Origin of the sequence: Ensifer sp. YR511 (assembly GCF_900103045.1) — a bacterium.
Taxonomy (GTDB): domain Bacteria; phylum Pseudomonadota; class Alphaproteobacteria; order Rhizobiales; family Rhizobiaceae; genus Ensifer; species Ensifer adhaerens.
Window position 1 is genome coordinate 172,355 of the sequence record NZ_FNGR01000008.1, and the last position, 13,792, is coordinate 186,146.

General features: G+C 63.3%; 13 protein-coding genes. 12 read left to right on the top strand and 1 reads right to left on the bottom strand.

What is annotated here, in order from left to right:
- Window position 1 precedes the first annotated feature (1 nt).
- Together BLU15_RS16795 and BLU15_RS16800 are read left to right on the top strand one after the other, a co-directional pair.
- Window positions 2-1,285 (top strand): aspartate aminotransferase family protein, encoded by a 1,284-nt coding sequence (locus BLU15_RS16795; RefSeq protein WP_090296567.1) that lies wholly within the window; start codon window positions 2-4, stop codon window positions 1,283-1,285.
- A 10-nt stretch (window positions 1,286-1,295) separates the two neighbouring features.
- Window positions 1,296-2,303: a phosphotransferase enzyme family protein gene (locus BLU15_RS16800; RefSeq protein ID WP_090296678.1), complete on the top strand. Its 1,008-nt coding sequence runs from the start codon at window positions 1,296-1,298 to the stop codon at window positions 2,301-2,303.
- Window positions 2,304-2,323: 20 nt separating this feature from the next.
- Here BLU15_RS16800 and hpaR read toward each other — a convergent pair whose 3' ends face one another.
- The gene (hpaR, locus tag BLU15_RS16805; protein WP_034787802.1) at window positions 2,324-2,812 is read right to left on the bottom strand and encodes a homoprotocatechuate degradation operon regulator HpaR; all 489 of its coding nucleotides are present in this window, start codon (window positions 2,810-2,812) and stop codon (window positions 2,324-2,326) included.
- A 108-nt stretch (window positions 2,813-2,920) separates the two neighbouring features.
- Between hpaR and BLU15_RS16810 the strand changes: the two genes are divergently transcribed.
- The 10 genes from BLU15_RS16810 (at window position 2,921) to BLU15_RS16855 (ending at window position 13,786) form a co-directional block, all read left to right on the top strand.
- Complete coding sequence (locus tag BLU15_RS16810; RefSeq protein ID WP_034787798.1) at window positions 2,921-3,313, top strand: 5-carboxymethyl-2-hydroxymuconate Delta-isomerase; 393 nt, start codon at window positions 2,921-2,923, stop codon at window positions 3,311-3,313.
- A gap of 64 nt (window positions 3,314-3,377) precedes the next feature.
- Window positions 3,378-4,895 (top strand): 5-carboxymethyl-2-hydroxymuconate semialdehyde dehydrogenase, encoded by a 1,518-nt coding sequence (gene hpaE, locus BLU15_RS16815; RefSeq protein WP_090296577.1) that lies wholly within the window; start codon window positions 3,378-3,380, stop codon window positions 4,893-4,895.
- A gap of 34 nt (window positions 4,896-4,929) precedes the next feature.
- Window positions 4,930-5,910, top strand: a complete 981-nt coding sequence (gene hpaD, locus BLU15_RS16820) for a 3,4-dihydroxyphenylacetate 2,3-dioxygenase (RefSeq protein ID WP_090296579.1) — start codon at window positions 4,930-4,932, stop codon at window positions 5,908-5,910.
- Between the two features lie 50 nt (window positions 5,911-5,960).
- Window positions 5,961-7,397 carry a pyridoxal phosphate-dependent decarboxylase family protein gene (locus tag BLU15_RS16825; RefSeq protein ID WP_090296582.1) on the top strand — a complete coding sequence of 479 codons (1,437 nt, stop codon included), beginning with the start codon at window positions 5,961-5,963 and terminating at the stop codon, window positions 7,395-7,397.
- The gene (locus tag BLU15_RS16830; RefSeq protein ID WP_060517799.1) at window positions 7,394-8,263 is read left to right on the top strand and encodes a fumarylacetoacetate hydrolase family protein; all 870 of its coding nucleotides are present in this window, start codon (window positions 7,394-7,396) and stop codon (window positions 8,261-8,263) included. Before BLU15_RS16825 ends, BLU15_RS16830 begins: the two co-directional genes overlap by 4 nt.
- A gap of 3 nt (window positions 8,264-8,266) precedes the next feature.
- On the top strand, window positions 8,267-9,070 hold the full coding sequence (hpaH, locus tag BLU15_RS16835; protein ID WP_090296585.1) for a 2-oxo-hept-4-ene-1,7-dioate hydratase: 804 nt from the start codon (window positions 8,267-8,269) through the stop codon (window positions 9,068-9,070).
- Window positions 9,071-9,078: 8 nt separating this feature from the next.
- A complete protein-coding gene (gene hpaI / locus BLU15_RS16840) occupies window positions 9,079-9,885 on the top strand; it encodes a 4-hydroxy-2-oxoheptanedioate aldolase (protein ID WP_060517795.1) in 807 nt (268 codons plus the stop codon).
- Window positions 9,886-10,019: 134 nt separating this feature from the next.
- Entirely contained in the window at window positions 10,020-11,252 is a 1,233-nt protein-coding gene (gene pepT, locus BLU15_RS16845) for a peptidase T (RefSeq protein WP_090296587.1), read from the top strand.
- A gap of 96 nt (window positions 11,253-11,348) precedes the next feature.
- Window positions 11,349-12,281 (top strand): helix-turn-helix domain-containing protein, encoded by a 933-nt coding sequence (locus BLU15_RS16850; protein WP_082584564.1) that lies wholly within the window; start codon window positions 11,349-11,351, stop codon window positions 12,279-12,281.
- 227 nt (window positions 12,282-12,508) lie between these two features.
- Window positions 12,509-13,786: an ABC transporter substrate-binding protein gene (locus tag BLU15_RS16855; RefSeq protein ID WP_082566294.1), complete on the top strand. Its 1,278-nt coding sequence runs from the start codon at window positions 12,509-12,511 to the stop codon at window positions 13,784-13,786.
- The last annotated feature ends 6 nt before the right edge of the window (window positions 13,787-13,792 follow it).

The following is a 13,792-nucleotide window of genomic DNA, read 5'->3' on the forward strand; positions in this document are numbered from 1 at the left end:
CATGACAGGCAACGCGGATCTGATCGCGCGCCGCGAGCGGCTGCTCGGGCGCAACATGTCGCTGTTCTACGAGGAGCCGGTGCATCTGGTGCGCGGCGAAGGCGTCTGGCTCTTCGACGCCGATGGCCGCCGCTATCTCGACTGCTACAACAACGTGCCGCATGTCGGCCATTGCCATCCGCGGGTGACCGAGGCGATCGCCCGGCAGGCCTCAACCCTCAACACCCACACCCGCTATCTGCACGAAGGCATTCTCGACTATGTCGAGCGGCTGACCGCGACCTTCGACAAGAGCCTCGACGCGGCGATCCTCACCTGCACCGGCAGCGAGGCGAATGACGTGGCGCTGCGCATGGCTCAAGCCGTGACCGGCAAAACCGGGGTGATTGCCACCGACCACACCTATCACGGCAACACCGCGGCCGTGTCGCAGCTTTCGACCCGAATGCCGCCGGTCGGCGGCTTCGGCGGCCACGTGCGCCACGTGCCAGCACCCGACAGCTACCGACCGCTCGGCGGCGAGCCGGGTGACGCATTCGCTGCGGCCTTCACCGCCAAGGTCGAAGAAGCGATCGCCTCGCTTGAGCAGAGCCCGCACGGCTTCTCGGCGCTGATCATCGACCCCTTCTTCGCCAATGAGGGCTTTCCGGAGTTGCCATGGGAATTTCTCGACGGGGCTGTCGCCGCGGTCAGAAAAGCCGGCGGCCTCGTCATTGCCGACGAGGTCCAGCCGGGCTTCGGCCGTACCGGCGGCCATATGTGGGGACACCAGAAGGCCGGCATCGTGCCCGATATCGTCACGCTCGGAAAACCGATGGGCAATGGCCATCCGATCGGCGGCGTGATTGCCGGCGCCGACACGCTCAACGCCTTCCGCAAGGCGTTTCGCTACTTCAACACCTTCGGCGGCAACCCCGTATCCTGCGCTGCCGCCATGGCGGTGCTCGATGTGATCGAAAGTGAGAAGCTCATCGAGAACGCCGCTGCCGTGGGCGCTTACGCCAAGGCGGGTCTCGCGGGGCTTGCGGACAAACATGACGTGATCGGCGACATCAGGGGCAGCGGCCTGTTCTTCGGTGCGGAACTCGTCACCGATCGCAGCGAGAAAACACCGGCGAGCGGTCTCGCGACAAAGGTGATCAACGGCATGCGAGAGCGAGGCGTTCTGATGGGCAAGCTTGGTATCCACCAATGCACGACGAAGATCAGGCCGCCGATGCCGTTTACCCGCGAGAATGCCGACCTCATGCTGTCGATGCTCGACGACGTGCTTTCGGGTCTGTGAGCCGACGATGATGGCCGATCTGCCTCCGCAATTTCGCGCCGCGCTCGACGCGCGCGCCCGTCAGGCGCTCGCCCATTGGGGCGTCGCCGACCAACGGCCGGAACTGTTGAAGTATCGGGAAAACGCGGTGTTTCGCGTATGCCTCGCCGATGGTCGGTCGGCGGCGCTGCGGCTGCACCGCGCCGGCTATCACGGCGAAGCGGTCCTTCGCTCGGAACTGCAATGGATGGCAGCACTCGGCGATGGCGGTCTCGCGGTGCCGCGGCCGATCGCAACGGCGGACGGATGCCTGCTTGTTGCCCTGCCGGAAGATGAAGCGTTTGCCGCGCAGCACGCCGATATCATCGGCTGGATGGACGGACAGACGCTCGGCGAAAGCGGAAAGCCGCTGTCCCACACACCCGAAAAGCTCGGCGCGATCTTCTCGGCACTCGGCGCCACCATGGCCGAGATGCACAATCTCGCCGACCGCTGGACGTCGCCGGAGGGATTCTGGCGCCCCGCCTGGGATGCGGAAGGACTGCTCGGCGAGCGGCCGCTCTGGGGACGGTTCTGGGACTGCGACGGCTTGTCTTCGGCGCAGGTAAGAGCGCTTTTGGCGTTGCGCCATGGTCTCCGGCAGCGCCTGGCAACGCTACCGACTCCGGCGCAAGATTTTGGGCTGATCCATGCGGATCTGGTTCGGGAGAACGTGCTCGTCACCGCAAAAGGCGTGACCTTCATCGATTTCGACGATGCCGGCTACGGCTTTCGCCTGTTCGACATCGCGACCGCACTTCTGAAGAACCGGCGCGAGCCGGCATATGAGACGATCGAGGCTGCGCTGATCTCAGGCTATCGAAGCCGCCGTGCCCTGCCGGACGAAGCGCTTTCCTGCCTGCCGCTGTTTCTCGTGCTTCGCAGCCTCACCTATATCGGCTGGTTTGCCTCGCGGCCGGAGTTGCCCGGAACGCACGAGCGCGTCCTGCGTTATGCCGACGAGACGCTGGCGCTTGCCGAAGAAATAGGCTTCCGATGATCGGGGCGCTGTCGAAACACTCAATCGTTGAGGCTGGCAAGTTCGTCCAGCATATCGAGCAGGACCTCGACGCGCTCGTGGCCGTAGCGAGCTTCGAGCTCCTCGTAGATCGCGCGGCTTTCCGGGCTGACGTCGGCGATCACCCGCATGCCCTCGGGCGCGATCTCGAGCAGAACGCGCCGGCCGTCGTCGGCGTCCTTATGCTTGGTGATCAGGCCGCGCTCCTCGAGCGAGCGGATGATGCGCGTCAGGCTTGGCGCCAGGATGAAGGCCTTGTCGGCCATCTCGGACGCATCGACCCGGCCGGCTTCGGCGAGAATGCGGATCACCCGCCATTGTTGCTCGGTAATATCGTGACGCGCCAGCATCGGTCGAAAATGCGCCATGACGGCTTCGCGTGCGCGCAGAAGCGCGATCGGCAGCGAACGGCGCGTGTTGTGCGGCAAAAGGGCGTCGTGGCCCAGGTCGGTGGGAGGCTTTTCGCGGCTCATAGGCGTTCTATCGGACATTTTCTTTCGTTCTGCAATCGGCAGGCGCAGCTGCGGGAAACGGGCTGCTTGACACTGTCGGCAATTTCATTAACGTGTTAAATATATGAGAGCGCATCGGGAGGAAAGATGCCGCATCTGACAATCGAATATTCCGGTAACCTCGACACTCGCGTCGACTTTGCCAAGCTGTGCCGCACGGTGCACGCGACCATCCTCGGCACCGGCCTCTTCGAGCTTGGCGCCATCAGGGTGCGCACGATCCAGAGCCGCGACTATGCGATCGCCGACCTCCTGCCGGAAAACGGCTTCATCGACCTGTCCTTCCGCATCGGCCGCGGCCGCACGGAAGCGGAGAAGAAGGCGACCGGCGACGCGATTTTCAAGGCCGTCAGCGAAGAACTCTCGACGCTCTTCTCGACGCCGCATTTCGCCCTCAGCCTGGAGATCCGCGAGATCGATCCGGAGCTGAGCTGGAAGAAGAACGCCATTCACCCCAGGCTGCGCGCCTCCAACGGCTGAGCGCGGCCCTCCCACAAAAACACAGCAGTGCGCGGCGAAGTCTGCGCCAGCATCGGAGACCATCATGTCCAAGCTCGCCGAAAACCTCGCCAAGGCGGAACGCTATCTTGCCCGCTTCAGACGCGAAGGCGTGCTCAACCACATCAACGGTGAAGCCCTTCCCTCGCTTGATGGCGAGACTTTCGAGACCATCTCGCCCATCGACCTGAAACCGCTGGCGAAGATCGCGCGCGGCAGGGCTGCAGACATCGACCGCGCCGCCAAGGCCGCGAAAGCAGCCTTCGCCGAATGGGCGTCCATGCCCGGCGATACGCGCAAGAAGCTCCTGCATAAAATTGCCGATGCGATCGTCGCGCGCTCCGAGGAGATCGCCTTCGTCGAGTGCGTGGATACCGGACAATCGCTGAAGTTCATGGCCAAGGCGGCGCTGCGCGGTGCGGAAAACTTCCGCTTCTTTGCCGACCGGGCGCCGGAGGCACGCGACGGCAAGATGCTGCGCGGCAGCAACCAGATCAACATGACGACGCGCGTGCCGATCGGCCCAGTCGGCATCATCACGCCCTGGAACACGCCCTTCATGCTGTCGACCTGGAAGATCGCCCCGGCGCTCGCCGCCGGCTGCACGGTCGTCCACAAGCCGGCGGAGTTCTCGCCGCTGACCGCACGGCTGCTGGTGGAGATCGCCGAGGAGGCCGGGCTGCCGAAAGGTGTCTGGAACTTGGTCAACGGTTTCGGCGAAGACGCCGGCCGGGCGCTGACCGAACACCCCGATATCAAGGCGATCGGCTTCGTTGGTGAAAGCCGCACCGGCTCGATGATCATGAAGCAGGGTGCCGAGACACTGAAGCGCGTCCATTTCGAACTCGGCGGCAAGAACCCGGTGATCGTCTTTGCCGATGCCGATCTCGAACGCGCGGCCGACGCCGCCGTCTTCATGATCTATTCGCTGAACGGCGAACGCTGCACCTCGTCCTCGCGCCTTTTGGTCGAAGACGGCATCTATGACCGGTTCACCGCGCTCGTCGCCGAGAAGGCCAAGCGCATCAAGGTCGGTCATCCGCTTGACCCCGAGACCGTCGTCGGCCCGCTCATTCACCCCGTGCATGAGAAGAAGGTGCTCGACTATATCCGAATCGGCCGCGAGGAGGGTGCAACCATTGCTGCCGGCGGCGAGAAATTCGACGGTCCGGGCGGTGGCTGCTATGTGACCCCGACGCTCTTTACCGGCGCCAATAACCGCATGCGCATTGCCCAGGAAGAAATCTTCGGGCCGGTGCTGACGGCGATCCCGTTCAAGGACGAGGCGGAGGCGCTGGCGCTTGCCAACGACACGCAATACGGCCTGACCGGCTATCTCTGGACCTCCGACGTCACCCGCGCGTTCCGCTTCACCGATCATCTGGAGGCCGGGATGATCTGGGTGAACTCGGAGAATGTGCGCCACCTGCCGACGCCGTTCGGCGGCGTCAAGAGCTCGGGCATTGGCCGCGACGGCGGCGACTGGTCGTTCGATTTTTACATGGAAACCAAGAACATTGCCTTTGCCAGCTCGGCGCATGCGATCGCCAAGCTCGGCGGCTGAGCGCGCTGGCAAAAAAAATCTGGAGGAGACATCAATGCCCTTGCCGAAACCGAACCTCTACCCGCCCTTCAACATCGTGCGGCTGAGCCATGTGGAGCTCACCGTCACCGATCTCGCCAAATCACGCGCCTTCTATGTCGACGTGCTGGGTCTGCAGGTCACCGACGAGACGGCGGACACGATCTATCTGAGGGCCATGGAGGAACGCGGCCACCACTGCATCATTCTGAAGAAGGCGTCGAGCGCAGAGGCTCGCGACCTCGGCTTCAAGGTCTTTGGCGACGAGGATCTCGAAAAGGCCGCGCATTTCTTCAAAGCGAAAGAATTGCCTGTCGAGTGGATCGAACGCCCCTACCAGTCACGCACCTTTCGCACCCGTGACCCGCAGGGCATCCCGCTCGAATTCTATTCGAAGATGGACCGCCTGCCGCCAATCCACCAGAAATACGCGCTCTACCGCGGCGTCAAACCGCTGCGCATCGACCACTTCAACTGCTTCTCGCCCAATGTCGACGAAGCGGTCGCCTTCTACAACGAGATCGGCTTCCGGGTAACGGAATACACGGCCGACGAGGAGACGGGACGTCTCTGGGCCGCCTGGACCCATCGCAAGGGCGGCGTGCACGACATCGCCTTTACCAACGGCCGCGGCCCGCGCCTGCACCACACCGCCTTCTGGGTACCGACGCCGCTCAACATCATCGACCTGCTCGACCTGATGTCGACCTCCGGTTGGCTCGCCAATATCGAACGTGGCCCCGGCCGCCACGGCATTTCCAACGCCTTCTTCCTCTATGTCCGCGACCCTGATGGACACCGCATCGAGATCTACTGCTCCGACTACCAGACCGTCGATCCGGATCTGGAACCGATCAAGTGGGACCTGAAGGACCCGCAGCGCCAGACGCTCTGGGGCGCGCCGGCACCGAAATCCTGGTTTGAGGAAGGCAGCGCCTTTGCCGGTGCCGAGGCGAGGGACTCGATCCTGAAAGCCCAACCGATCGTCGCGCCGTGACGTTTGGCGAGTGGATCGGGTAAGGGCCTCGCATCGAACGGGAGTAGAAAATGGACGAAAAGAGTTTCACCGAATGGTCGCTGAAGGCGGCGAAATGGGGTGCGGACTATCGCGCCTCGCTGCGTGACCGCCCCGTGCGGGCGCAGACGGCACCGGGGGCAATTGCCGCCCAGATCCCGGTGCAGCCGCCGCGGACCGGCGAGGACATGCAGGCGATCTTCGAGGACTTCGAAAAGATTATCCTGCCGGGCATGACACATTGGCAGCATCCGCGTTTCTTCGCCTATTTCCCCGCCAACGCCGCCCCCGTCTCCGTCGTCGCCGAGTATCTCGTTACCGCCATGGCGGCGCAGTGCATGCTCTGGCAGACCTCGCCGGCGGCGACAGAGCTCGAAACCAAGGTGATCGACTGGCTGCGCCAGGCGATCGGACTGCCCGAGGGATTCTCTGGTGTGATCCAGGATTCGGCGTCCTCGGCGACACTCTCGGCCGTGCTTGTCATGCGCGAGAAGGCGCTCGGGTGGAACGGCAACAAGAAGGGCCTCGCCAGCCAGCAGCAGCTTCGCATCTATTCCTCCGATCAGGTTCACACCTCGATCGACCGGGCGATCTGGGTCTCGGGGATCGGCGAGGAGAACCTCGTGCGTATCCCGGCGAACGGGCCGCGGCGGGCGATGGACTGCCAGGCGCTCGAAGCGGCAATCCTCCGCGACAAGGCAGCAGGCCTCGTGCCGGCGGGCGTGATCGCCTGCACCGGAGGGACAAGCACGGGTGCCTGCGACGACATCGCCGAGGTTATACGGGTCGCCCATGCGCACGGCCTCTACGTCCATGTCGATGCCGCCTGGGCCGGTGCCGCGATGATCTGCGAGGAGTTTCGCGAACTCTGGGCCGGCGTCGAAAACGCTGACTCCGTCGTCTTCAATCCGCACAAGTGGCTGGGCGCGCAGTTCGACTGCTCGGCGCATTTCATCCGCAGTCCCGATGATCTGGTGAAGACGTTGGCGATCCAGCCGGAATATCTGAAGACACACGGCCGCGACGGTATCATCAATTATTCCGAATGGACGATCCCGCTCGGCCGGCGTTTCCGAGCTCTGAAACTTTGGTTCCTGCTGCGCTTCCATGGTCTCGAAGGCCTGCAGACGATGATCCGCAACCACGTGCGCTGGTCCCGGCAACTGGCGGAGCGGCTGGCCGAGCACCGGGAATTCGAGATCGTGACCGCACCGATGCTGTCGCTGTTTTCGTTCCGCCATCTGAGCGAAGGGGATCCGGACGCCCACACCATCGCTTTGGTCAACGCGATCAACGATGACGGCCGCATCTACCTGACCCAGACGCGCGTCGATGGTCGCGTGGCGATCCGTTTCCAGGCGGGCCAGTTCGACATGACGCAAGAGGATGCCGAGACGGCGTTCGAGGTCATTGTCGAGGTCGCCGCCGCGCTCGACGGACAACACGAAAAAACGAAGGCTTCCCGATGACACCTCCCCGTTTCGTCACCTTTTCGGCCGGAAACAGGCGGGGCTACGGCCTCGTTTCCGGCAATGGATTGATCGACCTTAGCACACGATATGGATCGACCTTTCCGACGCTGCGCGAGGTGATCGAAGCCGGTGCCCTTACCCGGCTTGCCGACGAAGCGGCCGGACTGCCGGCGGACATTTCGCTCGATGACATCCGCTATGAAATCCCGGTGCCGGCACCGGAAAAGATCATTTGCGTCGGCGTCAATTTTCCGGACCGCAATGAGGAATACAAGGACGGGCAGGCGGCGCCCGCCAACCCGTCGCTGTTCATCCGCTTCCCGCGCTCGTTTACCGGCCACAGTCAACCACTGATCCGCCCGCCGGAAAGTCCGCAGCTCGATTATGAAGGCGAGATCGTCATCGTCATCGGCAAGGGCGGTCGTCGTATCCCCGAGGCGACGGCGCTCGACCACGTCGCCGCGCTTTCGCTCTCAAACGAAGGCACGATCCGCGACTGGGTGCGCCATGCCAAGTTCAACGTCACCCAGGGCAAGAACTTCGACCGCACCGGCTCGATCGGTCCTTGGCTGGTGCCATTCACCGACGAGGCCCAGCTTGCCGACATCAAGCTGGAAACCCGCGTGAACGGCGAGGTTCGCCAGCAAGACCGCACCAGCCGGATGATCTTCTCCTTCCGCAAGATCATCAATTACGTCTCTACCTTCACGACGCTGGTGCCCGGCGACGTCATCGTCACCGGCACGCCGACTGGCGCCGGTGCCCGTTTCGATCCGCCAATCTGGCTGAAGCCTGGCGACATCGTCGAGGTCGAGGCCCAAGGCATCGGCACGCTCATCAACCCAGTTGCCGACGAGGCCTGACCCATGCTCGACAAGAACCAGATCGAGGCAGCCGCGACGGCACTCGACATCGCCGAACGCGAGCGCGTCCAGACCGGACTGCTGTCGCTCCAGCATCCCGACATGACCATGGACGACGCCTATGCGGTGCAGGCCGCCTGGGTGAAGAAGAAGATCGCCGCTGGACTCCGGGTGATCGGCTGGAAGATCGGCTTGACCTCGAAGGCGATGCAATATGCGCTCAACATCGACATCCCCGATTCCGGCGTGCTCTTCGATGACATGCTGTTTGAGGACGGCGCGCGCATTCCGGGCAATCGTTTCATTCAGCCGCGCATCGAGGCCGAGATCGCCTTCGTGATGAAGGCGCCGCTTTCCGGCCCCAATGTCACCGTCTTCGACGTGTTGAACGCCACCGATTACGTGACGCCGGCGCTCGAAATCCTCGATACGCGGATCCTGCGCGTCGATCCGGAAACGAAGAAGGCGCGCACGATCGTCGATACCATCTCCGACAACGCCGCCAATGCCGGCATCGTGCTTGGCGGAAGACAGATGCGGCCCGATGCGATCGACATGCGCTGGATGGGCGCGATCGTCTCGCGCAATGCCGAGGTCGAAGAGACAGGACTGGGCGCCGGCGTGCTCAACCACCCGGCCCGCGGCATCGCCTGGCTCGCCAATCGCCTGGCGCTCTACGGCGACCGTATCGAGGCCGGCCAGATCGTGCTTGCCGGCTCCTTCATCCGCCCGGTCGAGGCGCGCCATGGCGACACCATCGTCGCCGACTTCGGCCCGTCCGGCACCGTCAGCTGCTTCTTCGAATAGGACCGACCATGCCCGCTCCGCGCAATACGTTCAAACAGGCCCTCACTGACAAGCGCCCGCAGATCGGCCTCTGGCTGGCGCTCGCCAATCCCTATACGGCCGAGATCTGCGGCGGCGCCGGGTTCGACTGGCTGCTGCTTGACGCCGAGCATGCGCCGAACGACGTGCCGCTTCTGGCAGCACAGCTCCAGGCACTCGCCGCATCGCCAAGCCACGCCATCGTCCGGCCGCCGATCGGCGAGACCTGGATGATCAAGCAGATCCTCGACATCGGCGCGCAGACGCTGCTGGTGCCGATGGTTGAAAGCGACGAACAGGCCCGCGCCCTGGTGCGCGCCGTGCGTTATCCGCCCCATGGCGTGCGTGGAGTCGGTGCCGCCCTTGCCCGGGCATCGGCCTTCAACCGTATTCCCGACTATCTGCAGACCGCCAATGACGAGGTCTGCCTGCTCGTGCAGATCGAAAGCCGCGCCGGCCTTGCCGCCCTCGACGAGATCACGACCACCGACGGCGTCGACGGTGTCTTCATCGGCCCGGCCGATCTTGCCGCAGACATGGGCTTTCTCGGCAAGCCCGGTGCGCCGGAGGTACAGCAAGCAGTCGAGGCGGCGCTCCTTCGCATCCAGTCGCACGGCAAGGCGGCCGGTATCCTGACCTCCGATCAGGCCCTTGCCCGCCGCTACCTAGAACTCGGCGCGACCTTTGTGGCGGTCGGCAACGATGTCGGCCTGCTGGTCGGCGCCACGTCGAAGCTGGCAGCGGAGTTCAAGGGTACCAGAGGCGAGACCGAGACGACGGCTGGAAAAATCTACTGATCGGCATCGTCTGCGCCGCGACCGGAGGAGCCAGTCGGGCCACCACCAACCGCATGCGTTGGGCGGTCACGACTTTCCCTCGTCTCTGTCTGGGGGTATAGCGGTCTGACGCCCACCAGCATTGGATTCCCGCCATGACCGATACCGTTCTCGACCGCTTCCTTCGTTATGTCGTCATCGACACCCAGTCCGACGCCAAGTCGAAGACGCAGCCGTCGACGGAAAAGCAGAAGAACCTCGGTCGCGTGCTCGTCGAGGAACTGCTGACGATTGGCCTTGCCGACGCCCATCTCGATGAAAACGGCTACGTCTATGCCACCATTCCTTCGAACGTGGACAAGCCGGTGCCGGTCATCTGCTGGTGCTCGCACATGGACACGGCGCCGGATTTCACCGGCACGAACGTCAAGCCGCAGATCGTCAGCAACTACCAGGGCGGCGATATCCGGCTCACGGGAGATCCGCAGCAGGTGATCCGCGTCGCCGACCACCCGGTTCTCAACGACCAGATCGGCAATGACATCGTCACGACCGACGGCACGACTCTGCTCGGCGCCGACGACAAGGCCGGGCTTGCCGAGATCGTCGCGGCCGCTCAAGTTCTCGTCGACAATCCCGAAATCAAGCACGGCACGATCAAGCTGCTCTTCACCACCGACGAAGAGATCGGCCGCGGCGTCGACAAGGTCGACTTGAAGAAGCTTGGGGCCCAATTCTGCTATACGGTCGATGGCGAAACCGCCGGCCATATCGAGGACGAGACCTTTTCCGCCGATGGCGTCGAGATCGTCATTCATGGCGTCGCCATCCACCCGGGCTTTGCCAAGGACAAGATGGAGAACGCCATCAAGATCGCCGGCAACATCATTAGCCGGCTGCCGCGGGAGGTTTCGGCCGAGGGCACCGAGGGCCGCGACGGCTTCGTGCATCCGACCGGCGTGACCGGCTCGATGGACAGGGCGCAGCTCGGCCTCATCGTGCGCGACTTCGACGAGGCGGGCCTTGCCTCGAAGGAAGCCATGCTCGAAGGCATCGTCAAGGACGTGATGAAGGCCTATCCGGGCTCCACCTACAGTTTCGAGGTCAAGCAGCAGTACCGCAACATGAAGGCCATCCTCGACCGCCATCCGGAGATCGTCGAAAACGCCATCGAGGCGATCCGCCGGGCCGGCATGCAGCCGGTGCGCGGCAGCATCCGCGGCGGCACCGACGGTTCGCGGCTCTCCTTCATGGGTCTGCCTTCGGCCAACCTCTTCGCCGGCGGCCACGCCTTCCATTCGCCGCTCGAATGGGTCAGCCGCCAGGACATGGAGCGCAGCGTAAAGACGCTGGTCGAGCTCGCCAAGATCTGGGCCGAACGCGCCTGACATAGTCCGGAAAACGGGGCGGCTTGGGTGCAATAGCCAGCCGCTCCTTCTCCAAAGGAGACGACCGATCGACACGACGCGAAGGAGGGTCAGGCGATGAGTACGGCGCGGGGCCCAAAACGCGCGCCGGCAAAGCCCGCTTCGCTGGCAACCAACCCGCCGACCTTCGAGCACATCGTCACCGGCGTCAACGAGACGTTCCTATGGCGTCTCGACAACTATCCCTGGGAACGGAACGTCTGGAACTTCCATCCGGAGATCGAAATCCATCTCATCCGCAAGGCCTCGGGCCTTGCCTTCGTCGGTGATCATATCGGCCAGTTCGGTCCGGGTTATCTCACCGTCATCGGCAGCAACCTGCCGCATGACTGGGTAACGGTTACCGAACCCGATGAGATTATCGAAGGCCGTGACATCGTCATGCAGTTCCACCCGGATCGCATGCGCGAGATCACCGACGCCCTACCGGAATTTGCCGAGCTTGAGGCCTTCTTCGCCCGCGCCGAGCGCGGCCTGGTGTTTCATGGCGAAGCCCGCGCCAAGGGCGCCGATCTGATCGAACGTATGGGCAGCCTGAAAGGGCTCTCGCGCTTCTCGCTGTTCATCCAGCTGCTCGATCTGCTGGTCAACACCGAAGAATACGAGTTGCTCTCCTCGCCGGAATTCGCGCCAGAACTCGACCAACAATCGCTTGACGTGCTGCGCGGCGCTCTGGCCTTCATCTACGAGAACATCGCCACCGACATTCATCTTGCCGATCTTGCCCGGCAGGCCGGCATGAGCGAAACGGCCTTTTCCCGTTTCTTCAAGAAGAATACCGGCAACACCTTTACCGACCACGTCAACAAGCTGCGCATCTGGCAGGCGTGCAAGCTGCTTGCCGAAACCGACGTCCCGATCACCGACATCTGCTTCGAGGTCGGCTACCTCAACATCTCCAATTTCAATCGCACCTTCCTGCGCCAGCACAAGATGACGCCTTCGGCCTACAGGCGGCTGACAGGCCAGCGTCGTACTTCCCGTTCTTAGGCGCGTTTCACCCACCCAGGCGATGAATCCTTGCGTTTGCTGCGCTGCAAACGGCTGGCATCTGGAAGTTTTCTGCAAGAAAGTACAGAATTGCCGCATCGCGCACGCTAGTTCGGCAGAGCGTAAGGCCTATCATCGAACCCAGCGAAACGGTTCGCTATGAGGAAAACGCACTGGATCTGAGGAGTATCCGGCGCGCATCGCAGACCTGGGGAGGTCTTTTCACAATGAAAAAAGCCAAAACGCTCGTTTCGAGCATCGCCTTCGCATGCCTTCTTTCCACAGGCCTGACGACTGTTGCGGTCGCTGCCGAATGCTCCGGCACGATCAAGGTGCTCGCCCAGCCGCGCGACGGCCTGACGCTGCTCGAAGACTACAAGTCCGAATTCGAGAAGCTCTCGGGCGGCGCATCCTTTGAGATCGACTATCTCAACGAAAACGACCGCCGCGCCAAGACCAAGGCGGACGCCTCGACCATCGGCAAGTACAACGTCTATTACATCGACGAGGCAAATGTGGCGCTATTTGCGTCGGCCGGCTGGGTCGCGCCGCTGATGGACTATTATCCTGATGACTACGACTACGCCGATTTCGATCCGGGCCGCCAGAAGGTCGCGACCTATGACGGCAAGGTCTGGTTTGCGCCGGTCACTGGCGGCGGGGACCTCATGGTCTACCGCAAGGACTTGCTCGAGGCGGCCGGCATTACGCCGCCGAAGACGCTCGACGAATATGTTGCCGCAGTGAAGAAGCTCAATCAGCCCGACCAGGGTATCTACGGCACAGCCCTTCGCGGCCAGCGCGGCTCGGGCGCCAATGTCTGGCGCTGGATGCCCTTCTTCAAGGGCTTCGGCGGCAACTGGTTCGACGGCAAGACGCCGGTCTTTGACGGCGAACAGGCGGTCAAGGCGACCGAGACCTATCTCGAACTCTTCAAGTACTCGGCACCGGGCAGCCAGACCGGCGGCTGGGACGAGGCGGTTGGTGCTTTTACCTCCGGCCAGGTGGCGATGCTGATCGAATCCACCCCGCTCGTCGGCATGGCGATCGATCCGAAGTCCTCGAAGGTGGCCGGCAAGGTCGGCTACCTGCCGCCTCCGGCACCGTTGACGGGCGGCGGCTACGGCCATGGTCTGGCAATCGGCATGAAGGCCAACAAGGATGAGGCCTCCAAGGCCTGCGCCGGTCTGTTCGTAGCTTGGGCGACCTCGAAGGAAAACGAGGCCCGGCGGCTCGAAGCCGGACAGTTCAGCGAACTCAATCGCACCAGCATCATGACCAGCCCGAAATTCGCCGAGCTCTACGGCCCCGATCTCGGCCAGGCGCTTGCTGATACCGGCAAGGTCACCGCCGTCAACTTCTGGCAGAACCCGCAATGGCCTGATCTTGGCGACCGCTGGGGCATCATCCTCGAGGAGCTGATCACCGGAACGCGCACCGACATCAAGGAAGGCCTCGACGAACTCGACGGCTTCGCCAAAGACCTGGTTGCCCGCAGCCAGTAAGCCGGT

Coding starts and splice junctions, on each gene's coding strand:
- BLU15_RS16855 (WP_082566294.1), top strand. CDS start 12,509: ATGAAAAAAGCCAAAACGCTCGTTTCGAGCATCGCCTTCGCATGCCTT.
- hpaH (WP_090296585.1), top strand. CDS start 8,267: ATGCTCGACAAGAACCAGATCGAGGCAGCCGCGACGGCACTCGACATC.
- hpaE (WP_090296577.1), top strand. CDS start 3,378: ATGTCCAAGCTCGCCGAAAACCTCGCCAAGGCGGAACGCTATCTTGCC.
- BLU15_RS16795 (WP_090296567.1), top strand. CDS start 2: ATGACAGGCAACGCGGATCTGATCGCGCGCCGCGAGCGGCTGCTCGGG.
- BLU15_RS16800 (WP_090296678.1), top strand. CDS start 1,296: ATGGCCGATCTGCCTCCGCAATTTCGCGCCGCGCTCGACGCGCGCGCC.
- BLU15_RS16830 (WP_060517799.1), top strand. CDS start 7,394: ATGACACCTCCCCGTTTCGTCACCTTTTCGGCCGGAAACAGGCGGGGC.
- hpaI (WP_060517795.1), top strand. CDS start 9,079: ATGCCCGCTCCGCGCAATACGTTCAAACAGGCCCTCACTGACAAGCGC.
- hpaR (WP_034787802.1), bottom strand. CDS start 2,812: ATGTCCGATAGAACGCCTATGAGCCGCGAAAAGCCTCCCACCGACCTG.
- BLU15_RS16810 (WP_034787798.1), top strand. CDS start 2,921: ATGCCGCATCTGACAATCGAATATTCCGGTAACCTCGACACTCGCGTC.
- pepT (WP_090296587.1), top strand. CDS start 10,020: ATGACCGATACCGTTCTCGACCGCTTCCTTCGTTATGTCGTCATCGAC.
- hpaD (WP_090296579.1), top strand. CDS start 4,930: ATGCCCTTGCCGAAACCGAACCTCTACCCGCCCTTCAACATCGTGCGG.
- BLU15_RS16850 (WP_082584564.1), top strand. CDS start 11,349: ATGAGTACGGCGCGGGGCCCAAAACGCGCGCCGGCAAAGCCCGCTTCG.
- BLU15_RS16825 (WP_090296582.1), top strand. CDS start 5,961: ATGGACGAAAAGAGTTTCACCGAATGGTCGCTGAAGGCGGCGAAATGG.